This is a genomic window from Ruegeria sp. AA6 (assembly GCF_056542865.1).
The window spans coordinates 1-17,098 of sequence record NZ_JBQGAN010000026.1; the positions used below are offsets into that span (position 1 = coordinate 1).

Here is a 17,098-nt window from a genome sequence, read left to right on the forward strand (position 1 = left end):
GACCGTCAAAAATATCCGTCCCGCCACTGATCAGCGCAAGATTGTCATCATTGCCATCCGTCAGCTGAACCGCCTCGGGATCAATCGGGTCATAGAGCGAGCCCACCGTCACCGAGACCGTGGCGGTCCGGCTCTCGGTGCCGTCGCTGATCGCATAGGTAAAGCTGTCGGAGCCGATATAGCCCGGATCCGGGGTATAGAGAATCTCGCCATTGACCAGCGAGACCGAGCCATTGGCCGGGGTCGAGCCCGAGATATCGATGCTCAGCGCATCGCCATCCACGTCGCTGTCATTGGCCAGAACGTCGATCGAGACCGCCACATCGGGATCGGTGGTTGCCGTGTCATCCTGCGCGTCCGGCGCGTCATTGACCGCGTCCACCGTCACCGAGACCGTGCCCACCGAACTCTCCTTGGTGTCGCTGAGCGTATAGCCGAAGCTGTCCACCCCGTTGAAATCCGCATCCGGGGTATAGGTCGCAATCCCGTTTGCCAGGGTCACCGAGCCATGCTCGGTCTCGACCACGCCAGCGGTGCCGGGATCGTCAAAAGCGCTGGTCAGCGCGGTCACGCTCAGCGGGTCGCCATTGGCGTCGCTGTCATTGGCCAGCAGATCGATCGCCACCGCCTGATCTTCGTCCGTGGTGGCGGCATCGGGTGCGGCCACCGGCGCGGCGTTGGTCTCATAGACCGTCACCGTCACGGTGGCGGTGTTGCTGGAGGTGCCATCTGATGCGGCATAGGTAAAGCTGTCCTCGCCGACAAAACCGGCATTCGGGGTATAGACGATCTGGCCATTCGACACCGCAACCTGGCCGTTCGACGGCACCGAGCCGGACACATCAATCGTCAGCGCATCACCATCCGCGTCACTGTCATTGGCCAGAACGTCGATCTGGATCGGGCCGTCCTGCTCACCGCTGGCCGCATCATCCTGCGCCACCGGCGCATCCGGCGTCGGCGCCACCGTCACGGTCACCGTGGCAACCGCTGCGCCACCCTGCCCGTCCGACACCGTATAGCTGAAGCTGTCGATCCCGTTGGCATCCGCATCCGGGGTGTATTCCAGCTGGCCGGCATTGATCACCACCGAGCCGAACTGGCCCTGGGTCACCGATTGCAGCGACAGCGTGCCGCCATCAGCATCGCTGTCATTGGCCAACACGTCGATCGTGACACTCTGATCCTCGTCCACGGTTGCCGCGTCATCCACCGCATCCGGCGCCGTATTCGTGCCCGCCGTCAGCAACCGTCCATTGGCTTCCATGTCTGTTTCGGTTCCGGCGAGGTTTTTGACGCCGGTGAGCAGTGCGACCGGGACGAAGCCGCTGGTGCCGTCCGGGTTGATCTCGAGCAGCGTGTCATTGCCAACCGTGGTGAAGCGCACGAAATCGGTTAGCGTGTCTACGCCCTGCGTGTAGCCCACCAGCGCGTCGCCCACATCCAGGAAGTTCCACCAGGCATAATCCTCGACCGTGTCCACCGCGCCGTCGACCACCGAGAACTTGAACGTGTCATTGCCCTTGCCGCCGGTCAGCGTGTCCGCCCCGGCACCGCCGTCCATAACGTCGTTGTTGTTGCCGCCATCCAGCACATCATCGCCCGACCCGCCATAGAGACTGTCGCCGCTGCCATTGCCGTACAGCACGTCATTGCCGATATTGCCGTACAGACGGTCGCCGCCATCGCCGCCATACAGCGTGTCATCGCCAGCCAGACCGTCAAAAATATCCGTCCCGCCACTGATCAGCGCAAGATTGTCATCATTGCCATCCGTCAGCTGAACCGCCTCGGGATCAATCGGGTCCAGTCCGACCTGTACAGTAACCCAGGCTGTGTTTGAGACTTCTCCATTGCTGTCCGAAACCGTGTACTCGAAGCGTTCGATTCCCACGAAATTGGGATCAGATGGTGTATATGTAAACGTGCCAGTTCCGGGGTCTTGTGACAGGCTGCCGAATATCGGCGCCTGCGTGATTACGATATTGCTGTCTTCAAGTGGTAGGCCATCGGGATCATTGTCGTTTGCCAGCAGATCCAAAATAACCGGCCCGCTCTCGGCCAAGACGACCCAATCGTCCTGTGCAACGGGTGCCGTGCGCGCAGTGAAGCTCACGGAATCGTAGCTTGCGGAAGTAGATGGCGCGAACACGGGGTCGCCCATCCAGCTTGGCGTCCCGTGCCAGATGTTCAGAAAAATCTGCGCGTCTGCAGTTGGGACCTCTAGATCGGTGGGATCGACCACAGAATGCAAAAGATTCCCATCTGCATACCATTCAATCGAGTCTGGTCCCCATTCGATCGTGTAGGTGTGCAATCCGGCTGAAGAGTCGAAGCCTAGGTCAACAACGACTCCCGAACTCTCGCCGCCAAAGTGATATGTCACCAGTGCCTGAGTTGGATCACTGCTAAGGAACTCAAAATCGATTTCGGTCTGGGGGGAATATAGAAAAAATGTCGAGTTTGCACCGCCACCATCTGCCGTCTGCATTGTGACGGTATAGGTCCCGAAGCTGAAGTCTTCGACCGTACGTATTTCGCCACCGCTATAGGATTTTCCATCCAGTGGCTGATCATCAAGTGTCAGGGTAAGTTGACCCGCTTCAACCGTGACATTGGAAGGCGACCAGGCTGTATCAATCCAGCCTCCGGGCAATGCGTAGTCGGATATCAGCCAATCACTGGCATGCAACGGAGAATCAAATTCTTCAGAAAATGTCGCCATGTAACCCAACCCACTATTAAACCAGTGACCACACCCCGCGCGAAACTAGCGCGTGAAACTAGGTTGTTGTCACCCTACTGGCTAAAACAAAACTCAAACAATCTCAGCCCTATGTATTTGTATAGCTAAGAAGGGCCTAAGGGCAAATCAACTCTACGCCAAAATCACCGGATAATCGTTTCCCTTATTGGAACGTTTACTCTCAAATTCCCATTCCGTCTACTGACCGCAAATAAATGGCGTGATTGTAATAGACTACTCGTTTTCCTGAGATCCGCACATTTATTACTATTACTTGTCAGCGATACGCTCGACTCGGGACCTAATCAAACCAGATGGTCCGTGCCCGACCTGCTCTTCGCCCCCGGGGGAAGATGTTGTGGGGTAAGCACCTTCGAAGCCGACCTCAGCTAAGAGGTCGCGAATCTTAGCCTCATAGATTGGGCGCGCATATTTTCGTTCATAGAGTGTGCGGGCATTCCCCGCGCGTCGCTTGGCTTCGTCGGGGCTATCCAGCACTTCACGCATACCTTCGGCGATCGAGTCTGGTGTCGGGTCGACCAAGAAGCAATATTCATCATCCAGCACCTGCGTGTGCGACCAGATGCGCGTAGCAATCAACGGCTTACCGCTTGCAAGTTGTTCGTAGACCTTCAGTGGCGTGTTGGTGCCATCGATACGGGGAGACAACAAAACGTCTGCGTCCCGGTTCAACCTCAAGGCAGCCTTCTTGGATACTCGGCCGGTAAACACACATTGATCTGACAACCCTTCATCGACCGCCACTTTTTTCATAGCATTGACCTGATCCGGAGTACCGCCGGCCAATATTAGCCGTGCCTTTGGGTGTTGATTGGCAATCTTTGCAAACGCTTTGATGACCCGATCGATGCCCTGGTATTTTTCGAATGTCCCAGCGTAGACCATAGTTGGGTTTTCTGCGGAAAACACGACATCTTCAGCCTCGAAATCCACTGCTGCAGATGCGCCGTGAGAGGCCTTCAGTTTGACATCGTCGAAGATCGAATTTTCGATTAGAAAGTGCTTTTGCTTGGCGACACCCTGTTGCAGGGCATAGTCGCGCAGATCCGGGCATATCGTGATTACCGCATCCGCAGCTTTCAGACAGCTATCCTCCAGAAAGCGGAAGATGCCGATCAGTATTTTCGATTTCGTGAAGCCGAAGTTTTCGAGTTGTTGAGGTAGGCTGGAATGCATGTCGTAGATCATCCGAAACCGGAAGATCGGCTTCAGCGCCCGGCACCAGAAGACGGATTCCTCATGGGCATGGACCAATCCGTACCGGTGCCTGATGAGCATGCCGATCGTCCAGAGCAGGACAAAGACATCCAGAAACATCTTCTTTATAGACGGCCCGACCGGAACAGGTTCCAGAAACGCGATGCGCGGGATACGCACGATGCGCACACCCGGAATATCCACGTCCTGTCCAGGATGATACGTCAACAGATCTATTTTTACACCTGCCTCGGCCAGCACAAGCGTCCTATAGTAGACGCTGAATGGTGTGCCGCGGGGTGTGAAAAAAGGGTGCGGCGCGACGACAAGCATCTCCGCTCTTTTGCCCACCGGGTGTATGCGCTGGTCATCCTTCATAATCACCCCTCTTTGACATGCTAATCAGCCGTATCTGCAAAACTGCTTTGGTTTGCCTCAAGGTATCTATAATTTGGTGTCTCGCATATTGCCTGCGCATCAAACGTGCATGGGTTATTTTGATCAAGTAGCAATGTGAGTATCGGGTTCAATACAGAAGTGGATTGAGCCTCTCCGGGTTGAACAACCTGCCTTGATCCGCGCACGCATCTGCGTTTTATAGCCCATTCTGAACCTGCACAGCCCATCAACATCTCAATCCTCCGACCTGAGGTTGTGGGTCAACAGTCTTGCCGAGATCGGTCGGATTGGTTCACTGTTGCTTATTTACATTGCGCCAATTCACTAAAAACCAGAATAATTATCTTCAGAAGATTCAGCAAAGAGCCAAACAACATAAAACTAATTTTTGTAATTATAAAACAAATTCTTAATCTAATTCATATGAAGCGGCGAGGCCGTCAAACTCATCGCGGATAAGACATCGTATTGTAGTCACCATTGAGTGCGCTCTGTTGGCGGTGAGTGACAGAATGATGGTATTCTTTTCAAGAATTGCTTTCAGATACACGCGTTGCTAGGGTCAGCGCGCTTCGTAAAGCGACGGCCCATATTGGTAGCGCATTTAAGATTTTGTACCGTTAGATGTTTGATCGGGAGTAAGATATTGGCCATCAGGTATTCGGTCCTCGTTCCGATACTGAACGAGGAAGAAAGCGTTGGTCTGTTGTACAGCAAGGTTGCTGACACGATGGATGCCGCTGGTCTTTCTTTCGAATTGATTTTTGTCGATGACGGATCAACAGACACGAGCTTTCAGAAATTGTCGGAACTGGCCGCTGCTGATCCGAGGGTTGTCGTGCTTAAATTTCGCAAGAATTACGGTCAGACAGCGGCGATGACTGCTGGCATCGAATATGCGCGCGGTTCGGTTCTTGTGACTATGGATGGTGATCTGCAAAACGATCCGGCGGACATTCCGATGATGCTTGCAAAGATCGACGAAGGCTATGACATGGTGATCGGTTGGCGGATCAACCGGCAGGACAAATGGTTGTCGCGCAAGCTACCATCGATGATTGCCAATCGGTTGATTGGCAAGGTCACGGGCCTGCCGGTGAAAGATAATGGATGTTCGCTCAAGGTGTACCGCGCGAACATCATCAAACGTGTACCGCTTTATTCCGACATGCATCGCTTTATCCCGGCCATGACGCAGCCCGTCGGGGCCCGGATCGCCGAGGTTGGCGTGCGTCACCACGCGCGTCAGTTCGGAGAGTCAAAGTATGGGCTATCCCGAATCTTCAAGGTTCTGCTGGATCTGATTGCGATCAAAACGTTGCTTTTGTTCGCCCGGCGGCCGATGCGTCGGTTTACGGGTCTGGCGGCTGTCTCGGCTATCGTGGCTGTTCTGTTTGCCTGGCCAATCCTGTTTGGAACGGGTGCGACCGGGTCGGGCAGTGTCATGGTGTACACGTCGGTTGCGATGCTCTGCGGATCTCTGACATTGTTTTTGCTTTTAATCGGCGTGGTGTGCGCCCTGGTACATCGCCAGATCGAGCCCGCCGAACTGTATTGGCTGGGCGGCCAATCCGCACGTACCCTGCCTGAAAGGGACTAATATGATTCACGACCAAAACCCGACCGTAACCAACGCAGCCGCAACCGGGCTGATATCCGTGATCGTCGGTACGGAAGGCGATGGCAAGGGTCTGGCGGATCTGTTGACGGATTTTCTATCCGTGCTGGATCAAAGACCCGAGCCATACGAGATTATCGTTGTATTCGAGCAGGCCTCGCCCGGTATCCGTGCGGCGCTGGAGCCACTGGCGACCCAGTGGCCTAACCTGAAACCAGTCCCGCAAAGACCGTGGAACGGCGAAGACGCGGCAATCAAACTTGGGATCGGCCAAGCGGTTGGAGATATTGTTGTGACCCTGCCGTCCTGGCCCGAAATAGACCCGTCCTCGATCAATACGCTGATCGATGCGCTTGGCGAGGATGACATGGTCGTGGGCAAGCGGAGCGAACTGAATAGAAGTGGGATGCATAAGGCCCGGGCCCGGGCTACGCACGGCCTTTTGAAGTTGCTGTTTAAACAGGATTTCACAGATGTCTTCTGCCGCGCGCGGGCGGGACGTCGTGACGTCTTCCTGAAGGTGGCAGAGCTTGGCGTACGCCAACATTTTTTGCCTCTGATTGCTGCCTCCGAAGGCTACAGCGTCAAAGAAGTGGATCTGCCGATTGTCAGGGATGTTGATGCGCAGGCGATCTATAAGTTCAAACCGAACGCCCATGTTGGGGCTTTGGTTGATGTGCTCACCTTATTTGTCGGGCTCAAATATCTCCGCCGGCCTTTGCGCTTTTTTGGATCGGTCGGTGTGCCCCTCATCCTGATCGGGGGGCTGCTGACCACCTATCTGGTGATTGAGCGTCTTTTCTTCGGCACACCTCTCGCGGACCGTCCGGCACTGGTGTTTGCGGTCCTGATGCTGGTTTTGGGCATTCAGGTCGTGGCTCTGGGGCTGGTGGGAGAAATTATCATCTTCTCGTCAAGTCGAAGATTGCGAAGCTATGAAATCGATGAGGTCCTGCGTGGTCGGCCTTCAGTTGTACCCAGTTCAGACGCGGAAACGATCCATAAGGCAGAGACCCCACCAAATGACGATCATCAAAAGTCCGACATAAGACGCAAGGCTGCGGATGGTTGAGGGATGAATGTGAAACTCCGCGACGCGGATCGTTGCGGGTGTTTCAAACTGCCCCCGGATCGAGGCGACTTCACCCCGCATGGGGAACGGTGCAATCAGCTCAAACTCTTCTCCGGCCCAAACCTTCAGGTGAGCTCCGTCTGGATGGGTAATCAAGCGACTCCGATCGAACTCTATCGGTTTTCCAGCCCGGCTTTCGACATCAGTCAGTGTTGCGGCATAGTGTAAATCTGCAGCCCGGGCACCCTCCTTCATACCCACCGGAAGAACGACATAGGCCACTAAAAATAGCGCGGCTATCACTGCCTGCCATCCACCGGGCAGCTGAAGATCCTTGCCGTATCGCGTTTCCTTTACCCAGATCCAGACGCCGACGGCACCTGAAAGAGCATACAATGCATAGGTGGGCCAATCCTCGGGCCAGAACAGACCAAAATTCAGCAGATCCCAGCGTAACGGTGCAAACAGAACAACCCCATTTGCCCATTTGGTCTGCAATGCGTCCAAACCCAGATGCAGAACCGTTCCCAGGGCAAGAACGACAAACACGCTTCGGGTATTGCGGCTGAATTGCGCCAGGAAAGCACACAAGATCAAACTCATCAGCAATGTGCTTTGAGCGATAGCGTATAAGCGCAGTTCAGTCGGTGAAAAATCAGTCGCGTTTGGGAGGGCACGCTGAAGGATCCACGGGACATCTGGCACAACGCACCCAGCCAATACCCACTTCGTATCGGCCTCAGGTAAGCACAGTTTCGTCACCAGGTACTGCGCTCCAATATGACCTAGCGTGGCTGGCATAAATCACGCGCCCACATCATCGGCGAACTGGCTGCGATGGATGATATCTACAATCCCGGCCAAATATATAGAGCTCCGTTTATTTTTGCAGTGTAACGGTGCCCTCAGGACTACTGAGGGCACCGTCCAGTGTTTGTGCAACACCTAAATCTAGCTGAAAATAAGAATATCCGAACTCTTTATGAACTTTTAGGGGGGGTATGGTTATTCGCCAATCTGGTATCGTCCAAAGCAATCAGCTTTTTTGATGCAGTCACTGTAGCCATCTTCATAGCAACGACCCGGCACAGGGATCGACAATCAAAAGACTATGCACGATAAAAAAACCAAAAGAAAACACCTTGGCCCTTAGCCATATTACTTGAAGTGAAGTCCATTTCTAACACTGGATACCTCCAAAATTCGCTACCGATACTAAACCCGGCGCCGGTGTTGAAGCACTATCAAATCAGTATTCATGTCATAGCGTGGAGGCGATTGCAGGGCAGATCGAAAAGGCTTTGTAATTTGCTTTAATTTAACACTATTTGCCAAACTGTCCCGGATGGGGAAACATATCAAAGTGTTAGAAATGGACTAGGTTTGTTGTAATTGACGAAAGACGCATGCGCTGCTTCACTCAATCTTCAGCGGCGAACGCTTGTTTTGTTGGCTCATCCCTTTGTTGCCGTGCAGGGTTTGAGGTTGGAATTATTTAGTGTATGGGTCTCTTCTTCTCGGAAAATAGTTTACTAACAGTGGCACACTTTCTTGAAGGGTCTGATAGTCAATGGGGTGACCCGCCCCCTTGGCTCGCTACCTATTCTGAATGCTGTGCGCTGCCTTCAGGGAAGCATTAGAGATGAGCAGTTCAGACCGGCACTTCCAGCATGGCCGTAACAGTGTACGCGTTACCCCTCTTGTTCTGATTGCCGTGGTCACGTTTGCAGCGGCTCTTCTCACTCGGATTGGAATGATCGATCACCCTCTGATCTATGACGAGCTTTATCAATATTTGCCCGCTGTCAGCTGGCAAGAAGATCAGACTTTTACGGTTTTGGATGGCGTCTATGATCGAGCTGAGCGTTTTACTCGATTGATTGCCACGAGTTTCAGCGTCATCGGAGAACAATCAGCCCTTGCAGCACGCCTAATCCCATCAATCATCCCCGGGGCCTTGTTGGTTTCGTTTGTTGTTGTCTGGACCTATCATGTCAGTGGTACGATAGCGGCCCTGATTACATTCGTTTTTTTGCTTTTTTGGCCAAACGGCATCGAAGTATCCCAGTATATTAGGTTCTATTCGTTACAGGGTATCCTCTTTGTGGCCGGTGCACTTCTCGTTTACTTGGCACTTACCAGCCACAGAGCCATTTCTCGGCGAATTGCGGCGCTGGTGTCTGCAGCGGTTTTGTTTCTGTGTGCACTTGATCTGCAAGTGCTTACGGCATTAGGAGTCGGCGCGGTCGGGCTTTGGGTGCTTGTGGTCTTTGTGCCGGATTGGCTACGAAAATATCCGCGCCTGTGGTGGCCAGTTGGCGCTATATTGGTAGTGATGGCAGGTATGTTGCTGAACGGTGTGTTTTCGGAAGAAATCCGCTGGCTCTGGACTACATACAACTGGGAGCCGTGGCCTGCCCAGAACGACACGACATTTTATCACCGGAATTTCAGGGACAACTATCCCACGTTTTGGCCGTTGTTTCCTGTTATCGCCATCATCGCGCTACGGGCCAATTTCGTACCCGCAGCGTTCTGTCTAATCTTATTCGGCACAACCTTCGTGCTGCAATCCTTCGGTGGATTAAAGAATATCCGTTATCTTTATCCGACGATGCCTTTCTTTTTCGTACTTTGGGGAATCGGTCTGCAAGCTGTTCTGCCTACTATTTGGCGTTTTTTGAACAGTGCCGCGACCGAGGCGATGTCTTTTATTTTTCCGACCTCATTGGGAAAAACATTCTCCTGGTTAGTGCTCGCCATAACCTCCGGATTCCTCATTTTTGCCAACCCGGCCTTTGTACGCAGCACAAAACTGATGCTGGGAGAAGACAAAAACATGTTGTTGGGCAAAATTCGATGGCAGTGGGTGGACGCTGAAGCTTTAATTACGCCATGGCTTATAAAAAATGCCTTCATCGTGACGGATGAAGAGATGCGCGCCATCGAATGGCTGGGTGACTTCGATCTGGCATACAATAAACCGCGGTTTTCGGAATTTCTTTACAGGCATGGCACTGAAGCAGCGCCCTTCAGTATAGATCACAGAAACGGGCGACCTCTGATTGGAGACTTTTCTGATTTCGAACTGACGGTCCGTTGTATACAGGTAGGCGTTTTCATTACGAACCAAAACGGCATCCAAAAACCAAATATCATCAAAGTCCTTCAGGACACTCGCGGGTCGGATATCGGCTTCGCGCTGCAAACTGGAAACGGAGTATCTCTAGTCGGATGGGAGCACGGCACCACAATGGTGCCACCCGCTGAATGCGTAGACCTGCCAGAATTCGGCGTACCGTCAGCGGCTGCACGCATTTTAGCAGGACAGTCCAAACCTCAAATTGTATCGTCAGCAGCTGCTGACAGATATTGATCGCAGACAGGTATCCATGGGTCGACAAAACCATAGTCGAACTCGGTTTCCCGGCTCTGCTGGATCGCAATGATGTTGCTTCTGGTCAGAATAGTATAGAGAAACCGATCCTGCAGGGCTGCGGCCGGACCGATCAATCGCACTCTGTCACCGTGCCATGCAAAATACACCTCGGCGGCCAGTTGTTTGGCCGGGCTGCCTTCGCCAGCCAGAGACGCAAACTCGTTGATGAAATCATCAATGCCGTCAAGTCTTAGAACCTCAGGCCCGAAGTGATGCCGAAGTGTGCGCCTTAGAAACTGCGTTGTTCCGCCCAGGGCCAGGGGCAGCGCGACCAACGCTGCAGCGGCACCACCGCCAATCAGAAACATCCGGCGGTGCATGCTCATAACGTTTCTCCCGCATAAAGCGACAAAGCTGCAAGTGTCAGAGTCGGGTTCGCTGCCGCCCCAGTCGTGAATACACCTGACCCCAGACAGGCCAGGTTCGACACGCCAAAGACACGGCAGTTTCTGTCGACAACACCGGTGGAACTGTCAGTGGACATGGGCGTGCCACCTATAATATGCGCCTCGGTTGGTTCAAAACCGCCAGTTCTGGCGATCGTATGCTCAAACGGAATCAGAGAGGGTAGAATTTCGCGCCCACGCGCAAGGCCCGCGTAAGTGTAGTCGCTATGCCCGGCCCACAGGATAACCGGTTCGTCGTCTTTCAACACAACCCGGTTACTGGCTTGCGGTAAATCCTCGGCCACCAGTTTGAGCTTGAGGCGTTGCAGCCATTTCCCGCGCTCCAGCCGCAGCGAGGGCGGTGCATTCCAGCTTTCGATCAACACTGACGCCGCCTCATTACGAAAATCACCGTCGTAAAGCCCGTACCCCATGCCGGTCAAAGACGTGCCGCCGTAATAATTGTCGAATGGAATATCGACCCAAACGAACTGACCCAGCTGTTCATGAATCCCACGCCCGACCAGATCGGACCCTATGCCGGACCGCAGAAGAATAGCAGAGTTGTAAATCGGATTGGCACCCAGCCCCACAAAATCAGCGCGCAAGGTGACCAGGCCTGACTCAGCGGTATTGACCGCAACCCCTGTCGCTTGCCCGGCAGCATTCTCCACCGTTCTGCATTCGGCATTGAGAAGGAAATGGAACCCTTCATCCTCGAATAGATCCAGCGAGTTCAGGATCGTGAATTTTGCATCGATGGGGCAAAGGTTACAGGCCCCGGACGCACAGCAATTGGCCCGCCGCCCCCCATTGGAGCGGGCGCAGGGCATAGGTTGCCAGCTTGGCTCGGCCTCAAACATCCTACGTTCCGCGCGGGTTGGCACATGTGGCGGAAAGGGAAACGGTGCGCTGCGCTGCGCATACCCGGCCTCGTCAGAACCGGCGATATCCATGATGTATTCCGCCTCGACCATGTAAAGCTCGAGTTCGGCATACGAAATCGGCCAGTCCTGCGCCACGCCATAGCGCGAATACAACTCAAAATCACTGGGTTGCAGGCGTGGCGTGTTCCCCCACCAGCAGTTCGAGCATCCGCCGAACTGATGGCGCACGATCCAGTCTTTGCGCTGACCGGAACTGTTCTCCTGGATTACTGGGAACGGCGTAGGATCCAGACGGTTCTCAAGCTGTGTCGCGTGGTCGACAAAAGATCCACGTTCGACAACAAGGACTTTCAGGCCCTTGCCCTTCAGCTTGTAGGCAAAAAAACACGAGGCAAAACTTGACCCAATCAGGATGATATCCCAGCCGACCTTTTGCGCATCTGCCACGGATATCGGTTTCAATGTGCTGCCATGTCTGCTGCTGTTTCGAACCAGAATATAATTCGCATTTGAAATCGGGCAGAAAGCTGCCCCATCAATATTTCAGAGTGCTTTGCCTCAAATGTGCTTGGGGTCAAAACTCCCAACCGGAAAAAGTGAAGACCGCTGAATTTATCAGGCTGGTCCGTTCAGGACAATGCCAGCTCCGCTCAGGTTAATTTCCCTAAATATATCCATGCTATCCGCAATGCTCCCCGCAGTTACCTTCTTTGCTTCAATCGTAAAAATACCAAGATCCTGTGCACCTTGATTGGCAAAACTGTTCGAGGTATATTCAAGCCCCGGTGCGTCGATAATCACCACATCGTAATTCTTGCGCAACAGCGTTATCAGTTCCTGAACTCGATCTGCGTTATAAATGATCGAGGGGTCCGCTGCGGACACCTGCGTTCCGATGCAATCGAAACCGCCATCCGAGGGTGCCGTCAGCACGCATTCATTCAACGGTTTGTTGCTGTGAATCGTTGGCAACAAGTTGGCCTTTTCTCGAATACCAAGGCTTTTGGTCAATTGAGCAGTCCGGAAATCTCCGTCCACCAAAACGCAACTCTTACCGTTTTGGGCGCTTGCCCAGGCCAGAAGTACAGCCGTAAGTGTCTTGCTTGTATTCGTATTATGCGACGTCACAAAAATGGATCGCAAGGTATGCTCGGTATGCAGGTTTACATTGTCTGTCAGGCGCAAAGCCGCCTGGGCCAGATCTTCGTCTTTGGATAGCCTTCTGATCAAGTCATGCGCCGACCCGATCTTCGACAGGCGCGGCGTATTGCCAAAAATGGGCAATCCGGTCTCATTAAAAACCTGTCTGCTGGTCGAGAGTTTCCTTGGCCGCCATTCCAGAGCCAGCGCCAATGCTACGCCGAGCGACAGCCCCCCGATCAAAGCCAAAACCGCCGAGACTTTCTTGCGTGGATGAGATGGGCTGGACGGTGGGTTTGCATACCTGACAACCCTTGCGTCCGAGATTGGGATTTTCTGGAATTCGCTGATTTCTCTGTAGCGCCCAAGAAAGTCCTCGTAGACGCTGCGGTTGATGTCTGCGACACGTTGTAACTGATTCAATTCAATCAATTGTTTGGAGCGTTCCAAGTTCAGACCTTCGAAGCTCCGCAGGCTGCTTTCAAGCGTTCTTACATTGAGCCGCAGGGTTTCCATGCGGTTGTTCAACTGCAACAACTGGTTATCAACCTCATCGGACAGGTCGGACTCGGTTTTCGCAATTGCCCGGCGGATCGATTCCATCCGCGCGGATTCTTCAGAAAAGTTCAGAGATTCCGCCGCTTCTTCGCGCCGCAGTTCAACAAGCGTTCTGCGAAAATCATTGAGGGCATCGCTGGCCAGGATATTGGCCGTTGCCATCGGGCCTTCGGTTTCGTTCATCTGAGAGGCGCGCCGAACCTGCGCTTCGACCTGCGCCAGTTCTGCACGGGCGTTCACAAGTTTCGTCGTGAACTCCTGCATCTGCTGGTCCAGACGCGCCCCGTTTTCCGCATCGGCCTCCATCGCGCTGCGCATTTCCAGAACCGCCCGCTCCGAGGCCTCTACGTTGTTGGCCAGTTCCTCAACGCGCCCTTCCAGCCAGGTGGTAAAACGCCCTGCCGCCTGAAAGCGTTTGTCGGCCAGAAAACGGATATACTCGCTCATAACCGTGTTTGCGATGGCGGCAGCTTTTTGAGAGTTTTCGGAGGTTACCTGAATCGACATCAGAAACGAGGTTCCCTGCTGGCGGATGGACAGCCCATTTCTCACGGTGTTGACAGCGCCACCGAGTTCTCCGACCAGTTGGTCATTGAGAGTAGCTGCTTCGAAAATTTCCGAGTTTGTAAGGGCCCCTGCAGTGGTGCTAGCGCCCGTATCTTGCTGGGGTGGGCTGATGATCGCTTTTACTGTTGTCTTGAGCCAGGTGATCACCGGGTTCAGATCTTGTTTCTCTCTGAGGGCCGGGTTGAATTCCGGATCTTCATCCAGCTTCAGTTTGCGCACGACATTGATCAGGATATCATTGGATCGCATGATTGCGATCTCACCTTCAATCACCGCGTTGCTAAGCACCTGAGCTTCGACAAGATCAAACGAGTTCTGCTCACTCAGCCCCTGCCCGCCCAGCAGAAGCTGGCCACCTGATGTATAGGTCGGCGTGATCGACTGAAGATAATAGACAGCGCCCGCAAGACAGATCATCCCCGTCGCTGCGATCAGGACTATGCGATTGCGCAATGCCCTTACAACATCCCCGAACTCGAGCGCCTTCGGAGCGGGTCTTGCAGCGCTCGGCATACGAAGGTTAAGTTTTCCGTCAGGCGGTATAGCTTTGTTCATATTTTTTCACAGGATTCAGAGGCCATTATTCCCAGGCGGTTACTTTGCCGCAGGTCACGGAACCCTTCTTCCGTCCAAGATCACTACTTTTGAGCGAAATTCGCCCATCAACACAACCATATCTCGATTTCCGAGACTACAGCCAATTCCAACCTGTGAAAAGTCAGGACGTTCCCTGCGCAAAGATTTGTGTTTCGCCCCCAATAACTGTCGATAAAAATAAGGCAATCAGGTCCATATTAACTGAATTGTTCAGCCAAAGGAGCCAAATGATTAAACCTGCACACCAAATCACCGATGGCACCATCAACCGGGCTACACGACGGCTCGGTCTGCCACATTTCGGCAACAATCCCATTCGGTGACACCGCCTGCCTTCGCACTTGGAAACATGTGGCGATGGGAAAAGCGGGAAAATCCCTGCAAACCGGACCGCCCGCGCGTCAGCCGCCTATTTCCAAACTGGCAACAGACGAAAAAGAAGGCGCAAGCCAGAGATGAGCCAGAGACACTGTATTCGCGTTCCTATGATAATGATTGTAGCGTTTGGTGAAATGGAATTAGTATTGCCGGCAACGGTTTGTTTCGGGTGTCCTTGGGTAATGGTGCATTCTGTGAAGATTGGTGATTTGGCATCATTGGGGAGTCGTTGCTTCCCACCGAGCAAAAGACATATGTATCGATGACCAGCAGTTCTGAAAGTATCGGAATTGCGTTCATTGGATGTGGCTATGTGGCTGATCTATACCAGGCCACGCTCGCCAACTGGGCGCCGTTGCTTTCCCTGCGCGGCGTCCATGACCGCAATGCCAACCGACAGCGACAATTCGCAAAATACTACAATCTGGAAGAGTTTGGCGGCATTGATGAAGTCCTGACGGATCCAAGCGTCGAGATCGTGGTCAACCTGACGCCTCCGGAGCAGCATTATGCTGTTACAAAACAATGCCTTGATGCGGGTCGACATGTGTATTCCGAAAAGCCTCTGGCGCTTGATTTCGGCGAGGCGCGACACCTGGTCGAACTGGCCGAAAAACAGGGCCTCCATGTGGTTTCTGCGCCGTCCAGCTTTCTGGGAACAGCGGCGCAGACACTGTACAAGGCCGTACTTAGCGGTGAACGCGGGAAACCCAGGCTGATCTATGCCGAGATGGACGATGGCATGGTGCATCGGATTGGGTACGAAAACTGGAAGACGGCGTCAGGGGCATATTGGCCGGCTGAAAATGAATTCGAGACCGGATGCACATTGGAACATGCTGGTTATGCCCTGACCTGGATGGTCGGCATGTTCGGGCCGGTGCGCCGTATGGTTTCCTTCGCCAATTGCCTGGTTCGCGACAAAGGCCCTCATACGCCGCCGAATTATTCGACCCCAGACTTCACCGTCGCCTGTCTGGAGTTTGATAATGGCCTGGCCGCTCGGCTGACCAACAGCATACTGGCACCACACGATCACCAGTTCCGGATTTTCTGCGACGATGGTGTGCTGAGCCTTGCAGAAACATGGGACTTCTCCTCTCCTGTCCGATCATCGCCAGCGCCGACAACCCGATTTCAACGCGGAGCCAAAAAGCTTCTGGGGCTTGATTTCGGCCGCTGGATTGCACCTGAAACCTCCCGGGAAATATCCACGGCCAAACGGGGTTACCCGATGGATTTCGCATTGGGGATCGCGGAAATGGCCGGGGCAATTCGCAACGGTGCCACCCCGCGGCTGGCCGGAGAATTCTCGTTGCACATCACCGAAGTTTCACTGGCCATTCAGCACCCCGAGATTTTCGGCACCGAATATTTTCCAACGACAGCTCCGAGCCCGGTAGAACCCATGGCTGCGTTTTGAGGCGACACAGTGAATGCGCACTGCGCAAGCCGTAATGGTCAACCCGTGTAAGACGTGACATCCCCCATACTGGTTGCTATGCAAAATGAAAGGTTTTGAGAAGGCTTATAGAGTATGAAAATTGAAAAAACCGCCCTGCCAGGTGTACTTATCCTGACGCCGGCGCGGTTTGGGGATGCGCGGGGATTCTTCAGTGAAAGCTGGAACCGGCGCAGGTTGGCCGAGGCGGGTATTGATCTGGATTTCGTGCAGGACAACCACTCGCTCTCTGCCGTTACCGGCACCCTTCGCGGGCTGCACTACCAAGCACCGCCGCATGCTCAGGACAAGCTGGTTCGGTGCGGACGTGGCGCGTTGTTTGACGTGGTCGTTGATATCCGCAAGGGCTCACCCACCTACGGGCAATGGTTCGGTATCGAGCTTTCTGCTGAAAACGGGCGCCAAATTCTGGTGCCCAAAGGATTTCTGCACGGGTTTGTCACCCTGATGCCGGATACCGAGGTTCTGTACAAATGCACCGATTATTATGCGCCTGAATGCGACGGTGCGGTACGCTGGGACAGTTGCAATATCGACTGGGGGTTCAACGAGGAACCTGTGCTGAGTGAAAGGGACAAAGCGGCGCCACCCTTGGCTGCGCTCGACAGCCCGTTTGTCTGGGAGGGGTAGG

The 17,098-nt window shown here is 53.8% G+C and carries 11 protein-coding genes; 5 read left to right on the forward strand and 6 right to left on the reverse strand.

Annotated features, from left to right (window positions below; genetic code table 11):
• Both ACR0LN_RS20170 and ACR0LN_RS20175 read right to left on the reverse strand, forming a co-directional pair.
• Positions 1-2,725 (reverse strand): Ig-like domain-containing protein (locus ACR0LN_RS20170; protein WP_480432189.1); only part of this gene is annotated, 2,725 nt, incomplete at its 3' end.
• 291 nt (positions 2,726-3,016) lie between these two features.
• Entirely contained in the window at positions 3,017-4,342 is a 1,326-nt protein-coding gene (locus ACR0LN_RS20175; protein ID WP_480432191.1) for a glycosyltransferase family 4 protein, read from the reverse strand.
• A gap of 667 nt (positions 4,343-5,009) precedes the next feature.
• Between ACR0LN_RS20175 and ACR0LN_RS20180 the strand changes: the two genes are divergently transcribed.
• Together ACR0LN_RS20180 and ACR0LN_RS20185 are read left to right on the forward strand one after the other, a co-directional pair.
• Positions 5,010-5,963 (forward strand): glycosyltransferase family 2 protein, encoded by a 954-nt coding sequence (locus ACR0LN_RS20180; RefSeq protein ID WP_480432192.1) that lies wholly within the window; start codon positions 5,010-5,012, stop codon positions 5,961-5,963.
• Between the two features lies 1 nt (position 5,964).
• Positions 5,965-7,053, forward strand: coding sequence for a glycosyltransferase (locus ACR0LN_RS20185; protein ID WP_480432194.1), 1,089 nt, complete (start codon positions 5,965-5,967; stop codon positions 7,051-7,053).
• Here ACR0LN_RS20185 and ACR0LN_RS20190 read toward each other — a convergent pair.
• Positions 6,964-7,656 (reverse strand): hypothetical protein, encoded by a 693-nt coding sequence (locus ACR0LN_RS20190; RefSeq protein ID WP_480432196.1) that lies wholly within the window; start codon positions 7,654-7,656, stop codon positions 6,964-6,966. The genes ACR0LN_RS20185 and ACR0LN_RS20190 overlap by 90 nt on opposite strands.
• 1,039 nt (positions 7,657-8,695) lie before the next feature.
• On the opposite strand from ACR0LN_RS20190, the gene ACR0LN_RS20195 reads away from it, so the two are divergent.
• Positions 8,696-10,429 carry a hypothetical protein gene (locus ACR0LN_RS20195; RefSeq protein WP_480432198.1) on the forward strand — a complete coding sequence of 578 codons (1,734 nt, stop codon included), beginning with the start codon at positions 8,696-8,698 and terminating at the stop codon, positions 10,427-10,429.
• On the opposite strand, the gene ACR0LN_RS20200 is transcribed toward ACR0LN_RS20195, so the two are convergent.
• The 3 genes from ACR0LN_RS20200 to ACR0LN_RS20210 form a co-directional block, all read right to left on the reverse strand.
• On the reverse strand, positions 10,393-10,818 hold the full coding sequence (locus ACR0LN_RS20200; RefSeq protein WP_480432199.1) for a hypothetical protein: 426 nt from the start codon (positions 10,816-10,818) through the stop codon (positions 10,393-10,395). The genes ACR0LN_RS20195 and ACR0LN_RS20200 overlap by 37 nt on opposite strands.
• Positions 10,815-12,227 (reverse strand): GMC oxidoreductase, encoded by a 1,413-nt coding sequence (locus ACR0LN_RS20205; protein WP_480432201.1) that lies wholly within the window; start codon positions 12,225-12,227, stop codon positions 10,815-10,817. Before ACR0LN_RS20205 ends, ACR0LN_RS20200 begins: the two co-directional genes overlap by 4 nt.
• 153 nt (positions 12,228-12,380) lie before the next feature.
• On the reverse strand, positions 12,381-14,585 hold the full coding sequence (locus ACR0LN_RS20210; protein WP_480432202.1) for a GumC family protein: 2,205 nt from the start codon (positions 14,583-14,585) through the stop codon (positions 12,381-12,383).
• A gap of 682 nt (positions 14,586-15,267) precedes the next feature.
• Between ACR0LN_RS20210 and ACR0LN_RS20215 the strand changes: the two genes are divergently transcribed.
• Both ACR0LN_RS20215 and rfbC read left to right on the forward strand, forming a co-directional pair.
• Entirely contained in the window at positions 15,268-16,428 is a 1,161-nt protein-coding gene (locus tag ACR0LN_RS20215) for a Gfo/Idh/MocA family protein (protein WP_480432204.1), read from the forward strand.
• 114 nt (positions 16,429-16,542) lie between these two features.
• Positions 16,543-17,097: a dTDP-4-dehydrorhamnose 3,5-epimerase gene (rfbC, locus tag ACR0LN_RS20220; RefSeq protein WP_480432205.1), complete on the forward strand. Its 555-nt coding sequence runs from the start codon at positions 16,543-16,545 to the stop codon at positions 17,095-17,097.
• Position 17,098 lies beyond the last annotated feature (1 nt).

Coding starts and splice junctions, on each gene's coding strand:
- ACR0LN_RS20190 (WP_480432196.1), bottom strand. CDS start 7,656: ATGAGTTTGATCTTGTGTGCTTTCCTGGCGCAATTCAGCCGCAATACC.
- ACR0LN_RS20185 (WP_480432194.1), top strand. CDS start 5,965: ATGATTCACGACCAAAACCCGACCGTAACCAACGCAGCCGCAACCGGG.
- ACR0LN_RS20195 (WP_480432198.1), top strand. CDS start 8,696: ATGAGCAGTTCAGACCGGCACTTCCAGCATGGCCGTAACAGTGTACGC.
- ACR0LN_RS20200 (WP_480432199.1), bottom strand. CDS start 10,818: ATGAGCATGCACCGCCGGATGTTTCTGATTGGCGGTGGTGCCGCTGCA.
- ACR0LN_RS20175 (WP_480432191.1), bottom strand. CDS start 4,342: ATGAAGGATGACCAGCGCATACACCCGGTGGGCAAAAGAGCGGAGATG.
- ACR0LN_RS20215 (WP_480432204.1), top strand. CDS start 15,268: ATGACCAGCAGTTCTGAAAGTATCGGAATTGCGTTCATTGGATGTGGC.
- ACR0LN_RS20210 (WP_480432202.1), bottom strand. CDS start 14,585: ATGAACAAAGCTATACCGCCTGACGGAAAACTTAACCTTCGTATGCCG.
- rfbC (WP_480432205.1), top strand. CDS start 16,543: ATGAAAATTGAAAAAACCGCCCTGCCAGGTGTACTTATCCTGACGCCG.